Source organism: Pseudomonas sp. Arb-4-2C (assembly GCF_055755015.1).
Map to the genome: position 1 here is coordinate 5,838,973 of NZ_CM146899.1, position 24,814 is coordinate 5,863,786.

Annotated in this window: 22 protein-coding genes; 14 read left to right on the forward strand and 8 right to left on the reverse strand. The window is 62.0% G+C overall.

What is annotated here, in order from left to right:
- Positions 1-102: 102 nt before the first annotated feature.
- The 5 genes from AC0J41_RS26510 to AC0J41_RS26530 are packed head-to-tail and all read right to left on the reverse strand — an operon-like array spanning position 103 to position 5,894.
- The gene (locus AC0J41_RS26510; RefSeq protein WP_473014005.1) at positions 103-930 is read right to left on the reverse strand and encodes a class I SAM-dependent methyltransferase; all 828 of its coding nucleotides are present in this window, start codon (positions 928-930) and stop codon (positions 103-105) included.
- Positions 924-2,078, reverse strand: coding sequence for an acyltransferase family protein (locus tag AC0J41_RS26515; RefSeq protein ID WP_473014006.1), 1,155 nt, complete (start codon positions 2,076-2,078; stop codon positions 924-926). Before AC0J41_RS26515 ends, AC0J41_RS26510 begins: the two co-directional genes overlap by 7 nt.
- Complete coding sequence (locus AC0J41_RS26520; RefSeq protein WP_473014007.1) at positions 2,075-2,965, reverse strand: class I SAM-dependent methyltransferase; 891 nt, start codon at positions 2,963-2,965, stop codon at positions 2,075-2,077. Before AC0J41_RS26520 ends, AC0J41_RS26515 begins: the two co-directional genes overlap by 4 nt.
- A complete protein-coding gene (locus AC0J41_RS26525; protein ID WP_473014008.1) occupies positions 2,962-4,266 on the reverse strand; it encodes a glycosyltransferase in 1,305 nt (434 codons plus the stop codon). Before AC0J41_RS26525 ends, AC0J41_RS26520 begins: the two co-directional genes overlap by 4 nt.
- Positions 4,260-5,894 (reverse strand): glycosyltransferase, encoded by a 1,635-nt coding sequence (locus AC0J41_RS26530; RefSeq protein WP_473014009.1) that lies wholly within the window; start codon positions 5,892-5,894, stop codon positions 4,260-4,262. Before AC0J41_RS26530 ends, AC0J41_RS26525 begins: the two co-directional genes overlap by 7 nt.
- Positions 5,895-6,323: 429 nt before the next feature.
- On the opposite strand from AC0J41_RS26530, the gene AC0J41_RS26535 reads away from it, so the two are divergent.
- The 8 genes from AC0J41_RS26535 to AC0J41_RS26570 are packed head-to-tail and all read left to right on the forward strand — an operon-like array spanning position 6,324 to position 15,329.
- Positions 6,324-7,238, forward strand: coding sequence for a GDP-mannose 4,6-dehydratase (locus tag AC0J41_RS26535; protein ID WP_473014010.1), 915 nt, complete (start codon positions 6,324-6,326; stop codon positions 7,236-7,238).
- Entirely contained in the window at positions 7,235-8,203 is a 969-nt protein-coding gene (gmd, locus tag AC0J41_RS26540; protein WP_025112595.1) for a GDP-mannose 4,6-dehydratase, read from the forward strand. The genes AC0J41_RS26535 and gmd overlap by 4 nt, the downstream gene beginning before the upstream one ends.
- 3 nt (positions 8,204-8,206) lie before the next feature.
- Entirely contained in the window at positions 8,207-9,649 is a 1,443-nt protein-coding gene (locus tag AC0J41_RS26545; RefSeq protein ID WP_473014011.1) for a mannose-1-phosphate guanylyltransferase/mannose-6-phosphate isomerase, read from the forward strand.
- Positions 9,649-10,446: an ABC transporter permease gene (locus AC0J41_RS26550; RefSeq protein WP_025112593.1), complete on the forward strand. Its 798-nt coding sequence runs from the start codon at positions 9,649-9,651 to the stop codon at positions 10,444-10,446. The genes AC0J41_RS26545 and AC0J41_RS26550 overlap by 1 nt, the downstream gene beginning before the upstream one ends.
- On the forward strand, positions 10,446-11,711 hold the full coding sequence (locus AC0J41_RS26555; RefSeq protein ID WP_473014012.1) for an ABC transporter ATP-binding protein: 1,266 nt from the start codon (positions 10,446-10,448) through the stop codon (positions 11,709-11,711). The genes AC0J41_RS26550 and AC0J41_RS26555 overlap by 1 nt, the downstream gene beginning before the upstream one ends.
- Positions 11,708-13,084 (forward strand): glycosyltransferase family 4 protein, encoded by a 1,377-nt coding sequence (locus AC0J41_RS26560; protein WP_473014013.1) that lies wholly within the window; start codon positions 11,708-11,710, stop codon positions 13,082-13,084. The genes AC0J41_RS26555 and AC0J41_RS26560 overlap by 4 nt, the downstream gene beginning before the upstream one ends.
- The gene (locus AC0J41_RS26565) at positions 13,068-14,198 is read left to right on the forward strand and encodes a glycosyltransferase family 4 protein (protein WP_473014014.1); all 1,131 of its coding nucleotides are present in this window, start codon (positions 13,068-13,070) and stop codon (positions 14,196-14,198) included. The genes AC0J41_RS26560 and AC0J41_RS26565 overlap by 17 nt, the downstream gene beginning before the upstream one ends.
- Positions 14,199-15,329, forward strand: a complete 1,131-nt coding sequence (locus AC0J41_RS26570; RefSeq protein ID WP_473014015.1) for a glycosyltransferase family 4 protein — start codon at positions 14,199-14,201, stop codon at positions 15,327-15,329.
- Between the two features lie 74 nt (positions 15,330-15,403).
- Here AC0J41_RS26570 and AC0J41_RS26575 read toward each other — a convergent pair whose 3' ends face one another.
- From AC0J41_RS26575 to AC0J41_RS26585, 3 genes are all read right to left on the reverse strand, one after another.
- Positions 15,404-17,434: a pyridoxamine 5'-phosphate oxidase family protein gene (locus AC0J41_RS26575; RefSeq protein ID WP_473014016.1), complete on the reverse strand. Its 2,031-nt coding sequence runs from the start codon at positions 17,432-17,434 to the stop codon at positions 15,404-15,406.
- 59 nt (positions 17,435-17,493) lie between these two features.
- Entirely contained in the window at positions 17,494-18,120 is a 627-nt protein-coding gene (locus AC0J41_RS26580) for a glutathione S-transferase family protein (protein ID WP_473014017.1), read from the reverse strand.
- A gap of 103 nt (positions 18,121-18,223) precedes the next feature.
- Positions 18,224-19,150, reverse strand: coding sequence for a LysR family transcriptional regulator (locus tag AC0J41_RS26585; RefSeq protein WP_473014018.1), 927 nt, complete (start codon positions 19,148-19,150; stop codon positions 18,224-18,226).
- 474 nt (positions 19,151-19,624) lie between these two features.
- On the opposite strand from AC0J41_RS26585, the gene AC0J41_RS26590 reads away from it, so the two are divergent.
- From AC0J41_RS26590 to AC0J41_RS26615, 6 genes are all read left to right on the forward strand, one after another.
- Positions 19,625-20,401 carry an ABC transporter substrate-binding protein gene (locus AC0J41_RS26590; RefSeq protein ID WP_473014019.1) on the forward strand — a complete coding sequence of 259 codons (777 nt, stop codon included), beginning with the start codon at positions 19,625-19,627 and terminating at the stop codon, positions 20,399-20,401.
- Positions 20,402-20,489: 88 nt separating this feature from the next.
- Entirely contained in the window at positions 20,490-21,179 is a 690-nt protein-coding gene (locus AC0J41_RS26595) for an ABC transporter permease (protein WP_473014020.1), read from the forward strand.
- Positions 21,180-21,192: 13 nt separating this feature from the next.
- Positions 21,193-21,891 (forward strand): ABC transporter permease, encoded by a 699-nt coding sequence (locus AC0J41_RS26600; RefSeq protein ID WP_025112583.1) that lies wholly within the window; start codon positions 21,193-21,195, stop codon positions 21,889-21,891.
- Between the two features lie 9 nt (positions 21,892-21,900).
- A complete protein-coding gene (locus tag AC0J41_RS26605; RefSeq protein ID WP_473014021.1) occupies positions 21,901-23,013 on the forward strand; it encodes a succinylglutamate desuccinylase/aspartoacylase family protein in 1,113 nt (370 codons plus the stop codon).
- 18 nt (positions 23,014-23,031) lie between these two features.
- On the forward strand, positions 23,032-23,796 hold the full coding sequence (locus AC0J41_RS26610; protein ID WP_473014022.1) for an ABC transporter ATP-binding protein: 765 nt from the start codon (positions 23,032-23,034) through the stop codon (positions 23,794-23,796).
- A 109-nt stretch (positions 23,797-23,905) separates the two neighbouring features.
- Positions 23,906-24,814 carry a MurR/RpiR family transcriptional regulator gene (locus tag AC0J41_RS26615; RefSeq protein WP_025112580.1) on the forward strand — a complete coding sequence of 303 codons (909 nt, stop codon included), beginning with the start codon at positions 23,906-23,908 and terminating at the stop codon, positions 24,812-24,814.

A 24,814-nucleotide genomic window follows, 5' to 3' on the forward strand; every position in this document is an offset into this window, starting at 1 on the left:
CTGTAGGAGTGAGCCTGCTCGCGATAGCGCAGTAACGTTCGACATCGATGTTGCCTGATACGCCGCTATCGCGAGCAGGCTCACTCCTACAGGGAAAGCGACTTATGGCTTGCGGGCAATGATCACCTGACTTTTTGCCACCACCGCATCCAGCGCCTGCTTGATCTGCGCGCCACGGGGCGAATCGAGCACCGCTTGCCAGGTGTCGGCCCAGTGATTGAGCAACGGGTGATCCGGGTTGCTGAAATCGACCTTGGCTTCCCAGAACAGCAGCATCCACATCGACCAGTAAAAGCCGTACTGGCTGTGGCTGATGATCTCGAGGCCGGCTTCGCTGACCATCGCCTTGAACTGTTCTTCGCTGATGATGCGAATGTGGTTGGGCTTCTGGAAATACTCCGGCGCCGCGATGTCTTTCTGCAAGTCTTCGGAACTGGGGTGCGGCACGCTCAGCAGGTACAGCGCACCCGACTGGCCGACCCGCACCAGTTCGGCAAGGAACTGCGCCGGGTCGTCGACGTGCTCGATGACTTCGGTGGACACCACGCGGGTGGCGGTACCGTCGGCAATCGGCAACGGGTCGCAGTCGGTGACGTGGCATTCGACGCTGCGCGCCGGGGTATCGCTCAGGCGTTGACGGGTGGCCTCGACCTTGGTCGCGTCGATGTCGGCAATGATGATTTTCGCTCCACGCATGCCGCAGAAATGCACGTTGCCACCGTCGCCACAGCCGACATCGAGCAAGGTGTCATCGGCGGTCACCGGGAAGCCCTTGAACAGCTCGTTGGTCTCCTGGTTGAACCAGCCGCTGAGCTTGGCATCGTAGAGGCCGAGCATGTACGGATCGACCTTGTCCGCCACCGACGCGACAGGTTGCGCGGGGGCCGGTGCAGGCGACGCCGCCGTGAGTTTTTTCAATAGGCTCAGCATGAGGTGGCTCCGGAGGTTGAAACGGCAGGTCGGGACGTATCAAGGCGCCGCACCAAAGCGGCACCGCGATTGCGCATCGGCATTTCGATGAATCGGTAGTTCAGCTCGCTGAGCAGCACGATCAGACCCAAGGCAATCAGCACAGTCAGAATCGGGTGCCCGGCAGGGCTCGGCAAACCCGCAGTCTGCAAGCGGAATATCAATTCACGCACCAGCAGATAGGCCGGGATGTGGATCAGGTAAATGCCGTAAGAACGACTGCCGATCCACGCCATCAGCCGTTGCACAGGGCCGGCCGGCAGCAGGTAATCGCGGTTGTACGAGGCAATCCACACCAGCAGCGCGCCGAGCACGGCAATCGAGCCGATGCGGTAAGGCGCGAAAGTGAAACGGTCGGTGGCCATGTAGCTCATCAGCAGCGCCACGCCAATCAACACTGACAGGCCGGCCCACGGACGCCGCAGAAACGTCGGTTGCCAGCGCCGGTAAGAAGGTTGCGCGCTCCACATCGCCAGCAGCACGCCCAGCGCCAGCGCGTCAGTGCGCACCACCATCAGCAACGGCGTGCGCAGGGTCAACAGTTGCACCGCGACCAGCGCCAGCAAGGCCCAGACCAAATGCTTGCGGCACAGCACAATCACCAGTGGGAACAGCAGGTAAAACTGCTCCTCCAGGGCCAGGCTCCAGTAGACGAAACTGCTGCCGTATTCGTATTGAAAGAAGCTGTCGGCAAAGCGCAAATTGGCGTACTGCAACACTCCCGCCAGCGTCGCCTGCAGGTTGGCGTGCAGGCTGCCAAAGGCACCGGAGCGGTTGAGAAACACGCACGCCAGCAGGATCAGCGCCAGCCATAGCCAGGCCGAGGGCAACAGGCGAAACACCCGACGCAGCCAGAAATTACGCGTCTGTTGCCAATATTCCTGACGCGTCGTGCAGGCGCGCAGCGCGGGGATCAGGCTGCGGGCGATAACAAATCCGGAGATGGCGAAGAACAGATCGACGCCCCACCACGGTTGCGCCCAGGCGTGGATGTTTTCCAGCAATGGCACCGTGTCGGTGAACAGGCTGCCCTGCAAGTGATGGAACAACACGCCGAGGACGGCGATGGCACGCAGCACCTCGATGTCCATGATCCGCTTGGCGCTCATGGCTGGCTCCCGGTGCGGGTTTCGCCCGCCAGCGGCTTGCGGGCGATGATCACCTGGCTCTTGGGCATGAAGCGGTCGAGCATTTGCTTGATGGCCAGGCCATCCGGCTGCGCCAGCAGGTCTTGCCAGGTACGCGACCAGCTCTCCATCAACGGCGGGTACGGGGCCTGAATCCGGTCGCGCACGGCGCCACCGAGGTCACGGCCGGCGGCGCGCTCACTGGCCCAGAAGAAGATCATGCCCATCACCCAGAAGAACCCGCTGGCCTGCCGATGCTCGATCACCAGCCCGGCGTTCTCCACCAGTTCGGCAAAGCGCTGCTCGGTGAAAATCTGCACGTGGTTCGGCGTCTGGTAATAACCGGCGGGGGCAATGCCTTGTTGCAGGTGCTCGCCGACCGGCGCCGGGACACTCAGCAGATACTGCGCGCCGGGACGCCCCATGCGCACCAGTTCGGCCATGAACGGTTCCGGTTGATCGATGTGCTCAAGCACTTCCATGCACACCACCTTGCTCGCACAACCGGCGGCCAGCGGCAACGGCAGGCTGTTGCTGACCAGGCCCAGATTCGTCTTGTTGCTCTGCGCCTCAACCTGCCGGGCCAGATCGCGGACCTTGTCATGTTCGCTGTCGGTGAAAATCACCGAGGCGCCCTGTCGCACGGCGAACAGCGTCGCCACGCCCTCGCCGCAACCGACGTCGAGCAAGGTATCGTCAGCCGTGATGGCGAAGCCCTTGAGCAACTCGCCACTGTCGGACAAGAACCAGCCATCGAGAATTGCGTCATGCAACCCCACGTCCCGTGGCGAGGCCTGGCCGATCGGCTCAGGTGCAGGTGCGACAGGCAACGGTGCCGGGCGCAAGCGTGCAAGCAGGCGCCGGATCATGCGCCCGAGGCTTCCACGGACAACGGCTTGATGGCCTCTGCGTGCTGGGCAAAAAACGTTCGCAGGCGGTCCTCTGCACTTGCCTGGCTGCAGAAGCGCTGCAGGTTGTGTACGGCATGCTCGGACATCCGCGCATAACGCTCGACATCGTTTTTGGCCACCTCATAACTGGCGCGATACGCCGCGCACAACGAGTCCCAATCAGTCATGTAGCGCAAGGTGCGGTAGGCCGCACGCGGGTCATGGGGCCAGGCCGTGAGCTCGTCGGTGGAGTCGACAATGAAGGCGTTGTCGCTGTCGACATAGTCGGCCATCGCCGTGTTCAGCGGCGCAATCGCCGGTTTGCCACAGGACATGAACTCCATCAGCGGCAAGCACTGCCCTTCGCCATAGGAACTGTTGACCACGTAACTGGTGGCCTGCACCAGTGCTTCATAATCGGCGTCCGCCAGATACCCATGGATCAGCACGATCCGGCACTGGTAGGACTGGTTCTTGTACAGGTGATGCAGCATGTCACTCAGGGCATTGGCGATGTCATGGTGCGTGAGTTTCAGCACCAGGGTGGCATCGGCGACGTCACGGAACGTGGTGCAGAACGCGCTGATCATGTCCTGCCAGTTCTTGCGCCCGTCGTAAGGGTTGAACACCGAGGTGTAGACCACGCCGTCCAGTTGCAACTGGCAGTCCTGCGGCGGCTCGGCGAACGACAGCGGCGTGCCTTCGCATAATCCCGGCGGACCGTACGCGCGCAGGTCTACCGTGCGGCTGTCGAGCAACAGGCCGCGCAGCTTCAACTGCACCGCCTCGACCACCGGCTGCTTGCGTAACTGCGCACCGCGCGCGGCGAAGCGGTCCCACACCGGTGCAGCAATCGCACAGATCGGGTAGTCCGCGCCCATCACGTCGCATACAGCGTTCACCGTGAAACTCGAATGGGTAATCGCCATGCCGCAGGCGTTCAACACCACGCGCCAGTCATGACGGGGCTCGCCGTGCCAACTCTCGGTGGGAATAGTGCTGAACTCCCAGGCAAACACCGGAATGGTCGGGCAGGCGTAATGAATCGGCGTGCGATGCGGCGGCGAGAACGACAGGAACACGCACGCCTCACCGCGACTCAGGCAATCGAAGTACAGCCGATCGACCAGTTCGTCCGGGTTGCTCACTTCAATCACTTGCCCCAGACGCTCGAGCACCGGGCGGAACTCCTTGAGCACAAAGTAGTAGCTGTACTCGGGACGCCCGAGGTTCTGCTGGATATTGCTCTTGTTGGTTTCCGAATGAATGATGATCAGCATGATGCAGTCCCCGCCTCGGCGATCAGCTGTGGGGTTGTTGCACTCGGCGTCAGCTGAAAAAATTGCGCCAGACGCTGCTGCACCGGGGCAAAACTGCAGTATTCGCGCATGCGCTCGTTCGCGGCCTGGGCCATCGCCTGATAGGCCGCCGGATCATGCCTGGCCATGGCGTAGCTGTCCTCGTAGGCCGTTTTCAACGACCCCCAATCCGGACGATGGCGCAGGGTGCGATAGAGGATCTGCACGTCATCCGGCCAGATCGTCGGCTCACGACTGGACTTGACGATGAAGCCGACACGCTCGTCGATGTAGTCGTGCATCGCCGTATGGTCTGGCGCAATCACCGGGCGGCCGCAGGACATGAACTCCATCAGCGGCAGGCACAAGCCCTCACAGCGGGACGCGTTGACATAGAAACTGGCGGCACCGTAAAGCCTGGCGAACTCCTCGTCCTGCAAGTAACCATGCATGACCACCACCCGGCAGGCGAACGGTGAAAGCTGCGACAACAGGGTGATCAGGTGCACGTAATAGGTCGCCAGATCGTTCTGCGTCATCTTCAGCACCAGCGTGGCATCTTCGACGTCGCGCATGGCCCAGCAGAAAGCAGTGATCAGGTGATGCCAGTTCTTGCGCCCGTCTTCGGGGTTGAAGACGCTCACAAACACCACGCCGCTGACCTCGGTCTGCACCGTGGCGCTGGTATCCGGCAGACTGGCCTGCGGATGCTCGGCCACCGCGGGCACAGGCACTTCACTGCCGCCAGGACCCGGCGGCAAGGGTTCGGCGGCAGGTGCGCGCAAGCGGAACAACTGACGGCGCAGGGCGATCGGCAGCAGATCGCGAACGGCTTCGCGATACCACAGCAGCAGATTGTGCTTGAGCAGAAATAACGGTTGGTGTTCGTTGGAAGTCGCCGTTGCCCGCCAGCCTTCGCGCAAGTAGTGCTTGGTGATGAACGCACGACGGCGCAGGGTCAGTTCCGGTGGCGGCGCAGGCTCGGACGGCGCAGCGACGTCGCCCGGCTCGCCGGGTTCCGATGCCGGCTCATTGGGCGTCGGTGCAATCAGCCCGTCGGCGGACAGGCCGAGAGTGCGGCTGTCGATAATGCAGCCCTTGATCTGCAACAGGGCTCCCGGGTTCACCGGCACAGCCGGGTATTGCTGGCGCACAGCGGCGAAGCCTTCCCACAACGGCGTCGGCAACACCAGCACAGGAAAGTCCTCGCCCATGGTCCGGCGAATGGCTTGTGCCGTGTGGCTGGACAACGTGATCGCCCGACCATGGCGCGCGAGGATCCGGCTCCAGTCATGGTGGACGTGTTCTTCGCGAGGGTCGACCGGGATCGAGTCGTACTCCCACGCGATCACGCAGACCACCGGACATTGCAGGTCGGTCGGGGTTTTGTGCGGAGGGGCAAACGAAAGAAAGAGGCTGTCCTGACCGGTCAGTTGCAACTGCCGATACAACGGGTCGACTTCGGCGGCCGACGACACCACGTGCACCTGCCCAAGGCTTTCCAGCACAGGACGGTAGGCCTTGAGCACGAAGTAATAGCTATATTCCGGACGGCCCAGACTCTGGCTGATGGAGCGGTCGTTGACGTCCGAGTAAAGAATGAAATTCATGGCATCCCACGGTGAAACCACCATCCCGGCAGCTTCACGCTATGACGGCCAAGCGCTGGATCGAGTCGGGATCACCGCTGCTCGTCCTTCGTCATGGAGCTCGTCTTCGTTCTTGTTTTAGTGGCTGGTTTCACCTTGTTGCGCAATGTCCCCCGGCTAACCTGAGGAGATGGCGACGAGGGCCATTCTAAACACATCCTTCGCAAATCCGGGAACCGCCGGACGAGAATAAATCAGGCTACGCTGACGAGAACTGACCGGTCACGGTTTGCCCTGTTGAAATTGCTGCGCATTTGGCACAGATTGGTAACAAACAACTACAACAATGACTTCGCCTGTCGTCTTGTCGGTCTTTTTCATCCGGCCTGACAGACTTCTCCTTAAAGCCTGTGGGAAAGTGGCGAAAGTTAAAGACCAAGGGGTCGCTGTTTGAAAAAGCGCTTGTTCGTCACGGGACTGAGTGGATTCGTGGGACAACATCTCCAGTCGCGTCTGGCGCAGCCTGATTCGACTTGGGAACTGCTGCCTGCCGCCGCACCCTACGATCTCACGGCATCGCAAAGCCTCGTCGACCTGTGGCCGCAATTGCCCGACGCGGTGATTCACCTGGCCGGCCAGACCTTCGTTCCCGAAGCCTTTCGCGATCCGGCCCGCACGCTCGAAATCAATCTGCTCGGTACCCTCAATCTGCTGCAAGCCCTCAAGGCACGCGGTTTTCAGGGGACCTTCCTGTATGTCAGCTCCGGCGATGTCTATGGACAAGTCGACGAACGCGCCCTGCCCATCACCGAACTCCAACCGCCCTGCCCGCGCAATCCGTACGCGGTGAGCAAGCTGTCAGCGGAGTTTCTCAGCCTGCAATGGGGCCTGAGCGAAGGCTGGCCGGTGCTGGTGGCGCGACCGTTCAACCACATCGGCAGCGGGCAGAAAGACAACTTTGTCATCGCCAGTGCTGCGCGCCAGATCAACCGCATCAAACAAGGCCTGCAAGCCCCGCAACTGGAGGTCGGCGACATTGACGTCACGCGGGACTTCCTCGATGTCGGCGATGTGATCTCGGCGTATTTCGCTCTGCTGGAGAAAGGCACGCCGGGGCAGGTCTACAACATCTGCTCGGGCCACGAGCACAGTATCCGTAGTTTGATCGAGCAGATGGGCGACCTCGCCGAGGTCGACCTGCAACTGGTCCAGGATCCGGCGCGCATGCGCCGTGCAGATCAGCGTCGCGTTTACGGCAGTCACGCAAGGCTGGCCCAGACCACGGGATGGACGCCTGAAATCACAACACAACAATCCCTGCGGGCGATCCTGTCCGACTGGGAGCAGCGAGTACGACAAGAATGAAAAGTGCACTGATCACAGGGATCACCGGCCAGGACGGCGCCTATCTGGCCCGACTGCTGCTCGACAAGGGTTACAAGGTTCACGGTCTGGTCGCACGGCGCAGCAGCGATTCGCGCTGGCGCCTGCGCGAGATGGGCGTCGAAGCCGACATCGTCTATCTGGACGGGGACATGGCCGACGCCTGCTCGGTGCAGCGTGCGGTCATCCAGTCGGCGCCGGACGAGGTCTATAACCTGGCCGCGCAAAGCTTTGTCGCCGCGTCCTGGAATCAACCGGTGACCACGGGCATCGTCGATGGCCTGGGCGTGACCCACCTGCTCGAAGCGATCCGCCAGTTCAGTCCGCACACCCGTTTCTATCAGGCGTCCACCAGCGAAATGTTCGGCCTGATCCAGGCTGAACAGCAAGACGAGAACACCCCGTTCTATCCACGCAGCCCCTACGGCGTGGCCAAACTCTATGGTCACTGGATCACCGTCAACTACCGCGAAAGTTTCGACCTGCATGCCAGCAGCGGCATCCTCTTCAACCACGAATCACCGCTGCGCGGCATCGAGTTCGTCACCCGCAAGGTCACCGACGCCGCCGCCCGCATCAAGCAGGGCAAGCAGCAGGAACTGGCCTTGGGCAACATCGACGCCAAGCGCGACTGGGGTTTTGCCGGTGACTACGTCGAAGCCATGTGGCTGATGCTGCAACAGGACAAGCCTGACGATTTCGTGGTCGCCACTGGCGTCACTACCACCGTGCGCGAGATGTGCCGCATCGCCTTCGATCACGTCGGTCTGAACTACCGCGACTACGTGAAGATCGACCCGGCGTTCTTCCGCCCGGCCGAAGTCGAAGTGCTGCTCGGCAATCCGGCGAAGGCGCAGCGCGTACTGGGCTGGAAACCGAAAACCGACCTCGACACCCTGATCCGCATGATGATGGATGCGGACATGAAACGCGTCGCCAAGGAGTAGGCCATGCTGATCCCCGTGATTCTGTCCGGCGGTGCCGGCACTCGTTTGTGGCCGGTGTCCCGCGAGGGCCATCCCAAGCCGTTCATGACCCTGCCCGACGGCCAGTCGTTGCTCGGCAAGACCTATCAGCGTGCCGCCGCATTGCTCGATGGCTGGGGCGACATCGTCACGGTGACCAACCGCGAGTACTACTTCCAGAGCAAAGATCACTATTGCGCGGCTCACGTGTCGCGCCACCGTGGGCACTTCCTGCTGGAGCCGACCGGGCGCAACACCGCCCCGGCAATCGCCGCCGCCGCCCTGTCACTGCAGGCGTTGCACGGTGACGATGCGATCATGGTGGTGATGCCCGCCGACCATTTGATCGTCAACCAGGAAGCACTCAAAAGCGCTGTCGAACACGCCGTCAATCTGGCGAAGGACGGTTACCTGGTGACCTTCGGCGTGGTGCCGAGCACTCCGGAAACCGGCTTCGGCTACATCGAGACCGGCGCACCGCTGGACGCCAGAGGCGCGGCGAAAGTGCAGCGCTTTGTCGAGAAACCCGACCTGCAGACCGCCACCCATTACCTGGAAAGTGGCGACTTCCTGTGGAACTCGGGCATGTTCTGCTTCACCACTGCCACCCTGATCAACGAGTTGCAACTGCATGCCCCGCAGTTGCTGGAACAGACCCGTGCCTGCATGGAGGCCAGCGCCCCGGTGGAAACCGTCGGCTGCCTGCAACAGGAACTGTCACCGGCACTTTTTGCGGAAATCACCGATATCTCCATCGATTACGCGTTGATGGAGCGCTCGGAAAAAGTCGTGGTGGTGCCCGCCGGTTTCGACTGGAGCGACATCGGCTCATGGGGTGCCGTGGCGGCGCTGGTGCCGGCCGATGCCGACAACAATCGCGCCAGCGGCGAAGCGATCTTCATCGACAGCCACAACAACTTCGTGCAGAGCGAAGGCCGACTGGTGGCCACTGTGGGTGTGGATAACCTGATCATCGTCGACACCGCCGACGCAGTGCTGGTCGCCCACGCCGACCGCGCCCAGGATGTGCGGCGGGTCGCCAAGCAGCTCAAGGACAAATCCCACGAAGCTTATCGCCTGCACCGTACGGTCAGTCGCCCGTGGGGCACCTACACCGTGCTCGAGGAAGGCCCGCGCTTCAAGATCAAGCGCATCGTGGTCAAGCCCGGCGGCAAGCTGTCGCTGCAAATGCACCATCACCGCAACGAACACTGGGTGGTGGTCGAAGGCATGGCCAAGGTCACCAACAACGGCACCGGCACTCATCTGGTGGCCAAGAACGAATCGACGTTCATTGCCGCCGGACACCGCCATCGCCTGGAAAACCCCGGCGTGATCGACCTGGTGATCATCGAGGTCCAAAGCGGCGAATACCTGGGTGAAGACGACATCGTGCGCTTCGAAGACCAATACGGCAGGACGGTTTGATGCTGCTTTCCCTGTACCGTTCGCTGCGCAGCTATCGCGGATTCGTCCTCGGCAGCGTCAAGCGGGAGTTTCAGGCGCGTTATCGCAATTCGCTGTTCGGCGCGCTGTGGACCGTGCTCAATCCGCTGTCGATGATCGTCGTGTACACGGTGATCTTTTCCCAGATCATGCGAGCGCGCCTGCCGGGTGTGGAGGATGGCCTGGCCTACAGCGTTTACCTGTGCGCGGGCCTGCTGACCTGGGGGCTGTTTGCGGAAATCACCTCGCGCAGCCAGAGCATGTTTCTGGAAAACGCCAACCTGCTGAAGAAAATCAGCTTCCCGCGCATCTGCCTGCCAGTGATTGCGCTGTTCAACGCCGGGATCAACTTCGCGATTATCCTGGCGCTGTTCTTCGGTTTTCTGCTGATCAGTGGACGCCTGCCCGGCATGGCCTTGCTGGCGCTGATCCCGCTATTGATCGTGCAGGTGATCTTCGCCGCCGGGCTGGGGATGATCCTCGGCATCCTCAACGTGTTCTTCCGCGATGTCGGGCAGATGTTCGGCATCTGCCTGCAGTTCTGGTTCTGGCTGACGCCAATCGTTTACCCGCTGTCGATCCTGCCGCCGGGTATCCAGCACCTGATCAGCCTCAACCCGATGACGCCGCTGATGACCAGCTACCAGAACGTGTTCCTCTATAACCAGTGGCCGAACTGGCCGTCGCTGATGCCACTGCTGATCATCGGCCTGCTGTTCTGCGCCATGGCCCTGCGCCTGTTCCGACAACGTGTCGGCGAAATGGTGGATGAACTCTGATGGGACATATACGCGTCAGCGGCCTGGGCAAGGCCTACAAGCAATACCCCAATCGCTGGAGCCGGTTGTTCGAGTGGCTGGTGCCATTCTCGGGCACCCGTCATCAGTTGCACTGGGTCCTGCAGGGCATCGATTTCGAGATTCAACCCGGTGAAGCCGTCGGCATCGTCGGAGTCAACGGCGCGGGCAAAAGCACGCTGCTGAAGATGATTACCGGCACCACGCAACCCAGCTGCGGGCACATACAACTGCAAGGCCGCGTTGCCGCCCTGCTGGAACTGGGCATGGGTTTCCACCCGGATTTCACCGGTCGCCAGAACGCCTTCATGGCCGGTCAGTTGCTGGGCATGCAAGTCGAAGAGATCGAAGCGCTGATGCCGCAAATCGAGAGCTTTGCCGAAATCGGCGAAGCCATCGACCACCCGGTGCGCACCTATTCCAGCGGCATGCAGATGCGCCTGGCCTTCAGCGTCGCCACCGCGCGCCGTCCGGACATCCTGATCGTCGATGAAGCGCTGTCGGTGGGTGACGCCTACTTCCAGCACAAAAGCTTCGAGCGCATCCGCAACTTCCGCAAGGCCGGCACCACCCTGCTGATTGTGTCCCATGACCGTTCGGCGATTCAGTCGATCTGCGACACCGCGATCCTGCTGGAGAACGGGCGTCTGGCCATGCGCGGCAAACCCGAAGAAGTCATGGACTACTACAACGCCATGCTCGCTCAGCGTGAAGGCCAGATCGTGCGCCAGGAAATGCTCGCCAACGGCCAGGTGCAAACCATTTCCGGCACCGGTGAGGCGGGGATTGTCAGCGTGCGCTTGCTCGACGCTCAGGGCCGCAGTCTGGAGGTGGCGGAAGTCGGCCAGCCAGTGGTGCTGGAAGTACAGGCCGAGGTGCGCGAGGACATCGAGCGCCTGGTGTTGGGCTTTCTGATCAAGGATCGCCTCGGCCAGGCGATCTACGGCATCAATACCCATCGTCAGGACATGGCGATCACCGACCTGAGTGCCGGTGAACAGGTGACCTTCCGCTTCGCCTTCGACATGCGCCTGGGCAAGGGCAGCTATTCGATAGCGCTGAGCCTGTCGCGCCTGGATTCGCACCTGGATCGCAACTTCGAATGGCGCGATTACGGCCTGGTCTTCCATGTCATCAATAATCGCCAGGAAGACTTCGTCGGCTGCTCGTGGCTGCAAGCCCGGACCGAAATCAGCCGCTCCAGTGAAAACACCGAGCAACTGCCTGATAGGGAAATCTCGCAATGACACGACTGTTGGTGGAGTGCACTTACGTCTTCGAACACCCGTCCGCCAATTCCGGCATCCAACGGGTTGTGCGCAACGTCATTCAACAGTTGCCCGACGCCGATGCTCAGCGCGAATGCATCCCGGTGGTGATGCTCGACGGGGCCCTGTATCAGGTGAAAAGCCTGGCGCCGATCAAAACGCCGAAAATCAATCTGACCAGCCTGCGAGTGAAGCTGGAGCAATGGGCCAACAACTTCTGGTTGCGGCATCGCGCCCTCGAACGACGCCGCCCTTTCAGCCAGTCGCATTTCGCCCGGCGGGTGCTGTACGTGCTTTGCCGGCTGACGGCGTTCGCCTGTTTCAGCCTGCCGATGCGCGTGCTCGCACGCCTGCTCAAGGGCAAACCCGTGCCCGAACGCTGCGTGCCGTTGCAACATCGGGCCGGCGATCAACTGGTGCTGCTCGATTCGTCCTGGCACGCCAACTTTTTCCCCTTGGCCGAACAACTCAAACGCGATGGCGTGGGCATCGTGTCGGTGATCTACGACCTGATCCCGCTGACCCATCCACAGTTTTGCGACGCGGGCCTGGTCAAGGTGTTCAACGACTGGTTCGACTGGATCGCGCGCACAGCCGACGGCTATGTCGCGATCTCGACCACCATCCGCGATCAGGTGCGCCAGGAAATGTTGCGCCGGATCGGCACGCAACAGGTTCAGCAGCGCTGGTTCGACTATTTCCACCTCGGTTCCGAGCTGGACCTGACTGACACCGCATCGGAAATCGATCGAAACCTTCTGCACATGTTCAAGAGCCCGGAGCCGGTGTTCCTGATGGTCAGCACCATCGAGCCGCGAAAGAACCACGCCTATCTGCTCGATGCCTTCGAGCGGGCCTGGGCTGCTGGTTCCAAGGCGCGGTTGTGCATTGCCGGGAAAATCGGCTGGAAGTGCGAGGCGCTGATCGAGCGGATCCGCCAGCACCCGCAACTGAACCGTCGTCTGTTCATGTTCAACACGCTCTCGGACAAAAGCCTCGAACACGCCTATTCCCACGCCACCGCACTGGTGTTCCCGTCGCATGTCGAGGGCTTCGGCCTGCCCCTGGTGGAAGCCATGCAACGCGGGCTGCCGGCGATGGCAAGCGACATTCCGGTGTTCCGCGAGATCGGCGGCGATTACATGGCTTACTTCGCGCTGGACAACCCGCAAAGCCTCACTGACCTTGTGACCGCCATGGAGCAGTCCGGGGTGTTTCCGGCAGCCATGAGCCTGGACCAATGGCGCTGGCTGAGCTGGCGCGAAGCCAGTGCGCAATTGGTCCAGCGCATCGAGCGCAACCTGAACCGCTCACTGCCCGCGCCCGAGAGTCAGCATGCGCATTGCTCTTAACGCGCGGATTCTTCAGGCGCCGCGCACTGGCATCGGCCATTACGTCGCCGAACTGGTCCGCGCCTTGCGCAGCACCACCGATGTCGAAGTGGCGCTGTTCCACGGCTGGGGCTGGAGCTCGACCCTGCCAGAGGCGGCCATGCCCGGCTACTCACGGCTGACGCCGCTGCTGCGGCAGATCCCCGGCGCCTATCAGGCGCGGCGCTGGCTGGAACAGAAACGCTTCGATCAGGGCCACACGCAAGACCTCGACCTGTATCACGAACCGAGCCTGTGGCCGCTGGCCTTCGATGGCCCGACCGTGATCACCCTGCACGACCTGACACATCTGCATTTCCCTGACACCCAACCGGCGGCGCGCCTCAAGGAAATCGAGCGACGCCTGGCCGCTGGGGTGCAACAGGCGCAGCGGATTTTGACCGACTCACAGGCGATTGCCGACGAGGCCCAGGCCTATTTCGGCCTGCCCGCCGAGCGCTTTGTGGTGGCGCCACTGGGTGTGGCCGAGCGCTTTCACCCACGGGAACCGCACACCATCGAGGCCGTGCTCAAGGCGCATGCCGTGGCCCCGCGCGAGTATTTCCTGTGTGTCGGCACCCTGGAGCCGCGCAAGAACCTGAGCCTGGCCCTGCGAGCCCATGCCCTGCTGCCGGAGGCCGTGCGCCAGCGCTTTCCACTGTTGATCGTCGGGATGGCCGGCTGGCAACAGACGCAGTTCAGCGACGAACTGCGCCAGGCCCTGGCGTCGGGGCACGTGTGCCTGCTCGGCTACCTGCCCGATGAACAGGTGGCGCAACTGCTGGCCGGCGCCCGCGCGCTGGTGTTTCCGTCGCTGTACGAAGGTTTCGGCCTGCCGGTACTGGAAGCCATGGCCAGCGGCACGCCGGTGATCCTGACCGGTTCTTCAGCCATGCCGGAAGTCGCCGGCCCGGCGGGCAACTACATTGAATCTGATGATGCACACGGCTTGCGCGATGCGCTCAATCGTCTGATCGACGATCAAGCGCATTGGCAGGCCTGCCGAGAAGCCGGATTGCACCGGACGCGGCTTTTTTCCTGGGAACGTTGCGCACAGGCCACAGCCGGTGCCTACCGCCAGGCCATGGGAGGCTGAATGCGAGTTCTTCATTTTTTCAAAACCTACTTGCCTGACTCGGTCGGCGGTATCGAGCAGGTGATCTTCCAGCTGTGCGAGAGCGGCGCGCATCACGGTATCGAGGGCCAGGTCCTGACCCTCAGCGCCGACCCGACACCGCCCGTGGTGCAACTGGGCCAGCACGAAGTGCACCGCGCCAGGCTCGACATTCAGTTCGCCTCCACCGGGTTCTCCTGGAGTGTGTTCAAACAGTTTCGCGAGTTGGCCGCCGAAGCGGATGTGATCAACTACCACTTCCCGTGGCCGTTCATGGACCTGGTGCATTTCGCCAGCGGCATGAACAAACCGAGTGTGGTCACCTACCACTCGGACATCATTCGCCAGAAGCATCTGCTCAAACTCTATCGGCCATTGATGAACCGCTTCCTCACCAGCGCCGACCGGATTGTCGCGGCGTCGCCGAACTACCTGCACACCAGTGACGTGTTGCAGCAGTTCCAGGACAAGACTCGGGTGATTCCGTACGGCTTGAACAAGGCCGGTTATCCACAGGCCGATAACGAGCGCATGAACCGCTGGCGCCAGCAGCTTGGGGATAAGTTTTTCCTGTTCGTCGGGGTCATGCGTTACTACAAGGGCCTGCACATTCTGCTCGACGCCTTGAAGGACGTGGACTATCCGGTGGTGATCGTCGGGGCCGGGCCACTTGAACTGGAACTGCACGCCCAGGCCGCTGCGCTGGGTCTGCGCAATATCCACTTCCTCGGACGCCTGGGCGATGAAGACAAGGTCGCCCTGCTGCAACTGAGCTACGCCATTGTGTTCCCCTCGCACCTGCGTTCCGAAGCGTTCGGTATTTCGCTGCTCGAAGGTGCGATGTACGGCAAGCCGATGATCTCCAGCGAAATCGGTACCGGCACCAGTTACATCAATATCCACAACGAGACCGGGCTGGTGGTGCCACCGAGCAATCCATTGGCGTTTCGCGAGGCGATGCGCACGTTGTGGGAAAACCCGGAGCGGGCGGCGGCCATGGGGGTCAAGGCCGAGGCGCGTTACCGGCAGTTGTTCACCGCCGATGAAATGGGCCGCAAGTGGACCGAGCTGTATCAGGAGTTGCTGGAGGAAAAAGACCTGTCCTACGCCTGACTTCAGTTGACGATTAACCCTGCGGGAGCGGGCTTGCTCCCACAGGGGGTTGCGGAGATCTCAAGTGAGCGGCGTTACAGATCCAGCACCAGCAGTTGCTCGCTCTGCGCCGGCACTGCGCAACAAATCAGCACCTGGCCCTCTTCCGGCGTCTCTGCCGGAGCCTGTGGATAATTCACCGCGCCGCTGATCAGGCGTGTCTTGCAGGTGCCGCAAGAACCACCCCGACAACTGAACTCGGGGCGTAGCCCACGGCTTTCCGCCAGCTCCAGCAGGCTGCCGCCGTACGGCTGCCAGCGGGCCTCTTTGGCAGAGCGTTCGAACATCACCGGTACCGATTCCGTGGCGGCCGGTGGCTGCGCAATGACAACGGCATCCGGATCCGGCTGGCGCTTGAGCGTCGAGGGTCCGAAGGTTTCGGCATGGATCCGTGCATCGCGAATGTCCAGATCGCGCAGGCTGTCGTACAGGCCTTGGGTGAAGCCGCCGGGGCCGCAGACAACAAAATCGATCTGGTCGTAATCCTCTATATCCAGCAGATCGCGCAGCAGTGCCCCATCGATGCGCCCGTGCAGGTCGAAGTCTTCGCCCTCAACCAGGTCGGCCTCCGGCTGGCTGAGCAGGCGCATTACCCGTACCGCATCACCCGTGTTGTCCAGCAGACGATCGAGTTCCTGGCGAAACGGTTGATCGGCGAGGCTGCGCGAACTCTGCAGCAACCACGTCGGCCGAATCCGCCGGGTGCGCTGGCCTTGATACACCACCTCGCGCAGCATCGACAGCAACGGCGTGATGCCGACACCCGCCGCCAGCAGCACCAGCGGGCGTTGCTCCAGCGGCGCCACCGTGAAGTGCCCTTGTGGCGCCCGTGCCTCCAGCACATCGCCGACGCGAATCTGCCGGTGCAGGTGCGTTGAAACCAGGCCCTCGCGCTTCACGCTGATGCGCAAGAAATCATCCGAGGGCGCACTCGACAGGCTGTAGGTACGGATATGCGTTTCACCGTCCACGGTGAAGCGCAGCGGCAGATGTTGCCCGGCCTGAAACACCGGCACCCCCGCGCCATCGTCCGGTTGCAGATAGATCGAGCGGATGTGCTGGCTCTCCCGTTCGATGCGGGTCACCCGCAATGGCCGCCAGCTGTTGCCCAGTGCCCTGGCCTGCAAACGTGCATCGGCCTGAGCCCAGGTGCCGGTCAGCAGGCTGGTCGGCGACATGCCGTCGAAGCGCCAGCGCAAGGCCAGCGCCGCCGGACGCCGCAGCAGTTTCTCCACCTCGAACGTCCACAAGCGCTCGGCTCCTTGAAACGCTTCGATCTGCGGCCCTTCAAGGATGATTTCGGTACGCCCGCTCAGTTGCAGCACATCGCCTGTGGAAAAGTCGATGAACAGCAGCCCCGCACGCGGGTTGAGCAGCAGGTTGCCGAGGGTATTGAAGTGCAGGTTGCCGGCAAAATCCGGAATGGTCAGGCGATTGCCCTCGACCCGGACGAAACCGGCCTGGCCGCCGCGATGGGAAACGTCCACCGCACGTTGCCCGTCGACATCGACGTAACTGGCGACAAAGAAGGTATCGGCGCTTTCGATCATGGCTCTGGCTGCGTCATCGAGCGTGTCGCGATGCAGAGCTGGGCGTGTCTGCGGATCGGTCAGCGGTACGCGCTGGAACTGGCGCAACTGAATGTACTGCGGGCAGTTGCCGAACGACTGATCCACCGTCACCGCAAAACCACCGGCATCGAGATTGTCCACATGGCCGTTGAGGCGGTTGCGTCGCCGGGTGTGCAGTTCGATGCCCAGCAAACCGATGGCCGCGCCGTTGTGCAACTGCGCCGGGTCATCGGTGGCCGGCAGACTGGACAGTTGCAGGCGCTGCGGGTCAGGCGAACCGGCAAACCCCGGCGCCCCTTCGAGCACACTGGCCCACGGACGACCGTCGGCATCGACCGCGCCGTACAGCATGAACGGCAATTGCGCATAAAACGCGCGGTGCTGATCCGGCATCCAGTCGCGAATGACCTTGCGACCAAAAGCCTCCATGCGTTCGGCAACGCCGACATGGGCCTGCAATTGCTGCTCGCCAGCGTGCCACGGTGAACGTTCCATCACGCCTCTCCCCGCGCCGCTGGCGCAATAGGGTGGCCCGGTCAGACCGGGCCGAGCCTTCAAGCAGTCTTTTGCAGACCAGCAACGGTACGTGGCATGCCGACAAAACCGGGCAAGGCTTCAACCCGCGCCAGCCAGGCCCGCACGTTGGCGTAGTCGTCCAGCGACACGTTGCCTTCCGGCGCATGGGCGATGTAGCTGTAGGCGGAAACGTCGGCGATGGTCGGCTCGCTGCCAGCCAGATACGGGGTCTTGCCCAGTTCCAGTTCCATCACCTTGAGCAGGTTGTGGGCACGGGTGATGAGTTCCTCAGCGTTCAGTTGCGCACCGAACACGGTGACCAGGCGTGCAGCAGCTGGCCCAAAGGCAATCGGTCCCGCCGCCACCGACAACCAGCGTTGCACCCGCGCAGCACCCAGCGGATCGGTCGGCAACCAACGGCCATTGCCGTATTTGAGCGCCAGATAAACCAGGATCGCGTTGGAATCGGCCAGCACCACGCCGCCATCATCGATCGCCGGCACCTGACCAAAACTGTTGATCGCCAGAAACGGCGCTTGCTTGTGTTCGCCCTTGGCCAAGTCGACCAGGATCAGTTCGCTCGGCAATTGCAGCAGGGACAACATCAGCTCCACCCGATGGGCGTGGCCGGAACGCGGGAAGTTGTAGAGTTTGATCGCTTGCATGGTCGACTCCGCTGGAGGTGGCGCCGCTTAGGGATGGCAGCGCCGCTGGACGCCATCTTCCACCTATCCTCAAAGCAACAGAATCACCAGCAATCGCAATCGATTATTTCGTCTGATGAAATAACGCTGCGTTCTGCAGCGCTGGATGCTCGCGCAACACCTTCACCGCGTAGTCGACAAAACTGCGCACCCGTGCCGGCGCCTTGCGCCCGCCCTGATACACCACGTGGATCGGCAGCGGCGGCAATTCGAATTCGGCGAGGACGATTTCCAGTTCGCCTGACGCGACCTTGCCAGCAACCTGATAAGACAACACCCTAGTCAGTCCCAAGCCCAGGCAGGCCGCGGCAATCGCCGCCTGATTGGCGGTAACCACCAGCCTGGGCTCGGGCCGCACGCTGATCACTTCGCCTTGATCGAGAAACGGCCAGCTCCGTAACTGGCCGATGGATGAGGTCGCCACCACCGGTGCACCCGCCAGAGCCTGTGGATGCGCGGGACGACCATGCTCTGCCAGATAGTCGGGTGAACCACAGATCACCCGCCGCACCTCGCCAACGCGGATCGCGTGCTGGTTGCTGTCCGGCAACTCACCGATGCGCACTGCGACATCGATGCCCTCCTCCACCATGCTGACCACCCGATCGACCAACAGCGCATTGATCGAGACGTCCGGGTATTGCGTCAGATAACCGGCCATCACCGGCGTGACAAACAGCTCGCCGAACAGCACCGGCGCCGTCACCGTCAATTGCCCACGGGGCTGGGTGTGACTGCCCGCGGCGGAGTCTTCCGCTTCCTGCACCTCGGCGAGAATTCTCCGACAGTCTTCCAGGTAACGCTGGCCCGCCTCGCTCAGGTGCACGCTGCGCGTGGTACGGATCAGCAATTGCGTACCAATGCGCTGCTCCAGCGCCGCGACCGCGCGGGTGACGCTGGCGGCCGACAACCCAAGGCGCCGCGCCGCAACGGCAAAGCCCTGCTCTTGAGCAACGACAGCGAAGACCTGCATTTCCTGGAAGCGATCCATGGTGTCCCCGAAGTGGATAAAAACATCGCGGCAATGGCTACTGCCGATCAGTCAAGCGAACTCAATGCTCAAAGCCACGAAGATCACTTGTGGGAGCGGGCTTGCTCGCGAAGACGTCGGCCCAGCAAACATTGATGTTGACTGCCCCACCGCTTTCGCGAGCAAGCCCGCTCCCACCAGGATCTGCGCTACTGATCGGCATTAGCGGCAATGGCTGCGATTTCTTGCGTGATGCCATCCAGCATCGCGGTGCCACAACCACTGCAACACCGCTGCCCATTATAGGCAGCACCCATCCCGCGTCGGGTATGGGTGAACGACCGTCGATCCAGAATTGATATTTTTATTTTCAGTTGTATTGATGAATGATTTATTTCGTGTCATTTATAGCCTCGCCGATCACAGGAATGATCCAGCGCGCCACTGCGGATGGCGGGCAACTGTTTCCCTAACGCCCTCCCAGGAGTCAACAAAATGAACAAGACAGAACTTCTAGGTGCTCTGGCGCTGTGCGCGCTCAGCTTCTTGGCACATGCCGAAGAAGACAGCCTGCGTATCGGTATCGAAGCCGCCTACCCACCCTTCTCTTTCAAGACACCTGAGGGCAATGTCAGCGGGTTCGACTACGACATCGGCAACGCCTTGTGCGAAGAAATGAAGGTCAAGTGCGAGTGGGTCATTCAGGAGTTCGACGGCATGATCCCGTCGCTCAAGGTGCGCAAGATCGACGCCGTGCTGTCGTCAATGTCGATCACTGAAGACCGGATGAAGTCGGTCGATTTCAGCAAAAAGTACTACCACACGCCGGGCAAGTTCGCGATGAAGGCCGGCAACGTGATCAACGACCCGTTGGTAGACCTCAAGGGCAAGAAACTCGGCGTGCAACGCTCATCGACCTATGACCGGTTCGCCACCGAGCAACTGGAACAGGCCGGTGTCGTCGTGGTGCGCTACGGCTCACAGAACGAAGCCTTCCTCGACCTCGCTTCGGGTCGCCTGGACGCCACCCTCGCCGACATCGTCAACACCGACGAAAGCTTCATCAAGACACCGGCCGGACAGGGTTTTGCGCTGACCGGGCCGGACATCAACGACCCGAAATACTTCGGGCGCGGTGCCGGGATTGCCGTGCGCAAGGGTGATGTCGCCAACGTTGCGCGCCTGAATGCGGCGATCGATGCGATCCGCGCCAACGGCAAGTACCAGCAAGTGATGGCCCGGTATTTCGCGTTCGATATCTACGGCGAATAAACCTTCGCCTCCGCTCGGCGCCGGCCTGCTGCGGGCGCTTTCAGCCTTGTCTTGCGCGCCTTGCGGCGCACGCTTGAGGAACTTCATCATGCTCCACGGCTACGGATCGAGCATTCTCGATGGTGCCTGGCTGACCATTAACCTGGCCCTGACTTCCATGTCCCTGGCCATTGCCCTGGGCCTGATCGGTGCGGCGTTTCGCCTGTCGCCGCTCAAATGGCTGGCCATGCTCGGGGAAGGCTACACCACCCTGATTCGCGGCATTCCCGATCTGGTACTGATCCTGCTGATCTTCTATGGCGGTCAGGATCTGGTGAACCGCATCGCACTGGCGTGCGGTAACACCCGCTACATCGACATCAATCCCTTCATCGCTGGCGTCTGCACCATGGGCTTCATTTTTGGTGCCTATCTCTCGGAAACCTTTCGCGGTGCCTTCATGGCCATCCCCAAAGGTCAGGCGGAAGCCGGTGCAGCCTATGGCATGCGCGGCACGCAAGTGTTCTGGCGGATTCTGGTGCCGCAGATGATTCGCTTCGCCATCCCGGGGTTCACCAACAACTGGCTGGTGCTGACCAAATCCACCGCGCTGATTTCGGTCATCGGCCTGCAAGACATGATGTTCAAGGCCAAGAACGCCGCCGACGCGACCCACGAGCCGTTCACCTTTTTCATTGCAGTGGCGGCGCTGTACCTGATGCTCACCAGCCTGTCGCTGCTGGTGCTGCGCGCTCTGGAAAAACACTATTCGGTCGGCATCAAAGCCGCCGAGTTGTGAGGAGAACCTGCCGATGATTCTCGACTACAACCTGATCTGGGAAAACCTGCCGCTGTATTTGAACGGCGCCTTGTTGACCCTCAAAGTCCTGTGCATTTCCCTGAGCCTGGGGCTGGTCCTGGCGGTGCCTCTGGCGCTGATGCGGGTGTCGCGCTCGCCGCTGATCAACTTCCCGGCGTGGCTCTACACCTACGTGATTCGCGGCACACCGATGCTGGTGCAACTGTTCCTGATCTATTACGGCCTGGCCCAGTTCGAAGCGGTGCGCCAAAGCATGTTCTGGCCTTATCTCTCCAGCGCCACGTTCTGTGCTTGCCTGGCGTTTGCCATCAATACCAGCGCCTACAGCGCAGAGCTGCTGGCGGGCAGCCTGAAGTCCACGGCCCACGGCGAGATCGAAGCCGCCAGGGCGATGGGCATGTCCCGCCTGACCCTGTACCGGCGCATTCTGCTGCCGTCGGCGTTGCGCCGGGCGTTGCCGCAGTACAGCAACGAAGTGTTGATGATGCTGCAAACCACCAGCCTGGCCTCGATCGTCACGCTGGTGGATATCACCGGCGCGGCGCGCACCGTCAGCTCGCGGTTCTATATGCCGTTCGAAGCGTTCATCACCGCGGGCCTCGTCTACCTCGCCCTGACTTTCATTCTGGTGCGCCTGTTCAAGCTGGCCGAGCGCCACTGGCTGGCCTACCTGGCACCGCGCAAGCACTAAGGAGCTGACATGGAAAAAATTCAATACCCGTTGCCGTGGAGCGCTTCGGGCACTGAACGGACACTTTCGGTGTTCCGTTTTGGCGCCGGCCCACGCAAGGCTTATATCCAGGCGTCGTTGCATGCCGACGAGCTGCCGGGCATGCGCGTGGCCGTCGAGCTCAAGCGCCGCCTGCTGGAACTGGAAGCACAAGGCCGCCTGAACGGTGTGATCGAACTGGTGCCGATGGCCAACCCGATTGGCATCGCCCAGATGTTCCAGGCCACGCATCAAGGTCGCTTCGAATTCGCCAGCGGCAAGAATTTCAATCGCGACTTTCCGGAGCTGGCTGAAGCCGTGGCGCCGTTGCTCAAGGGGCGGTTGGGCGATGACGCCGACACCAACGTCGCGCTGATCCGCCGTGCGTTGATTGACACCCTCGCCGACATGCCGCCACCGACCTCGGAACTCGATGGCCTGCGTCGCCTGTTGCTGCAACATGCCTGCGACGCCGAAGTGGTGCTCGATCTGCACTGCGATTTCGAGTCGGTGATGTTGCTCTACACCATGCCGCAGCACTGGGGGCGCCTGCGCTCATTGGCCGCACGCCTCGGTGCCGAGGTCACGCTGCTGGCCGAAGATGCCGGCGGCAGTGCGTTCGACGAGGCTTGCGCGATTCCGTGGCTGCGCCTGACCGAGCTGTTCCCGGAGGCCAACATTCCGCTGGCGTGTGCAGCCACCACCATCGAATTGCGCGGCATGGCCGACACTGAACGCGAACCCTGCGCTAACAGCGCGCAGGCGATTCTTGGCTACCTCGCCGAGCAGGGATTGATCCGCGGTGAATGGCCGCCAGCGCCGCCCAGTCACTGTGAGGCGATGCCATTTGCGGGTGCGCAATATGCTTACGCGCCGCATCCGGGTGTGGTCAGTTTCCTGCAACCGCTGGGCGCACGGGTCAAGGTCGGCGACCCGCTGTTCGAAGTTCTCGATCCGCTGAACGACCGCCACAGCATCGTGCGCGCCAGCACCGACGGCGTGCTCTATGCCCGCGAGCGCCTGCGCTTTGCCCAGCCCGGTCTGTGGCTGGCCAAGGTCGCCGGCTTCACCCCTATTCGCCAAGGCCGCTTGCTCAGCGACTGATGCCAGAGAGTTCACACCATGTACAAACTTGAAATTCAGGACCTGCACAAAAGCTACGGCGCCCACCAGGTACTCAAGGGCGTGTCCCTGCAGGCCCGGGCCGGCGACGTGATCAGCATCATTGGCTCCAGTGGCTCGGGCAAAAGCACCTTCCTGCGTTGCATCAACCTGCTGGAGCAGCCCAACGCCGGCAACATTGTGCTCAATGGCGAGCCGCTGAAACTGGTGACCAACAAACTGGGCGGCCTCAAGGCAGCCGAACCGCGACAGTTGCAACGCATGCGCTCACGGTTGTCGATGGTGTTTCAGCACTTCAATCTGTGGTCGCACATGAGCGCCCTGGAAAACGTCATGGAAGCCCCGGTGCATGTGCTGGGCGTTGGCAAGAAAGAGGCCCGGGAAAAGGCCGAGCACTATTTGAACAAAGTCGGCGTGGCACATCGCAAGGATGCCTGGCCGGCGCACATGTCAGGGGGCGAGCAGCAGCGGGTGGCAATTGCCCGCGCACTGGCGATGGAACCGGAGGTGATGCTGTTCGACGAGCCGACCTCGGCACTCGACCCCGAACTGGTGGGCGAAGTGCTCAAGGTCATGCAGGACCTCGCTCAAGAAGGCCGCACCATGGTGGTCGTGACCCACGAAATGGGCTTTGCCCGCGAGGTGTCCAACCAATTGGTGTTCTTGCACAAAGGGCAGGTCGAGGAGCGCGGCGACCCGCGTGATGTGCTGGTCAATCCGCAGTCCGAACGCCTGCAGCAGTTTCTGGCCGGGAGCCTGAAGTAAGCCCGGTGGCTCGCTCGGCGTTGTCCTGCAACGGTTGGCTTCGGATACACTCCAGCCAACCTTGTCAGGCGCAGCCCTTCTCTCACTTTCAGGAACTGTTGATCCGGATATGCCCAGCCCATCGAAAGACACCACGGTCTATGCCGCGCCGGTCATGCGCAAACTGGCGGAAATCGTTGCCGAGCTGCCGCCGTCGCTGCGCAAGGTGGCTGACTTCATCCTGCGTCATCCGCTCAAGGCCGCGACGCTGACCATCGAAGAAATGGCCCACGAAACATCGACCTCGCCGGCCGCCGTCAACCGTCTGGCAAAGGCGATGGATCTCGGTGGCTACATGGGCATGAAGGCTGAGTTGATGGCAACGCTGCAGCAGATGGTGTCGCCGGTCGACAAGCTGCGCAATGAACTGGCGCACCGTCCGGGCGGAGCCTTCGGCTTGCATGAGCAGATCGAAAGCGCCAGCAGCAACCTGTCCACCGCGGCGACCAGTAACGACGCGGCCGCGTTCGAAGCGTTCGTCACCCGGCTGACCACTGCGCGCAAGATCTACATCCTCGGCTTCGGCAACAGTGTCTACTTCGCCGGCCTCGCCGCCTCGACCCTGATGCCGTTCTGCGCCGATGCCACCGCCATCAGCATGGAGGGCGGCAACGAAAATGCTGCGTATCGACTGGCCGCGATCACCGATCAGGATGTGTTGCTGGCGATTTCCCTGCCGCGCTATTCCCTGGATACGCTGCAACTCGCCCGATTCGCCAACGAACGCGGCGCGTCGGTGCTGGCGATCACCGACTCACCGGCCTCGCCGCTCACCAGCATTGCCGAGCATGTGCTGTTTGCGCCTTGCGATCATCCGGTGTTGACCAGCTCCAACGTCGCCATGCTGGCGTTGATTGAAGGACTGGTCGCAGGGGTGATGGCGCGTAACAAGGAAGCGGTCAAACTGGCGACCGAGCTGACCGAAAGCGTGATGTCTTACCTGCACATCCCCAATGGCAGCAAGACGCCGAAGAAGTGA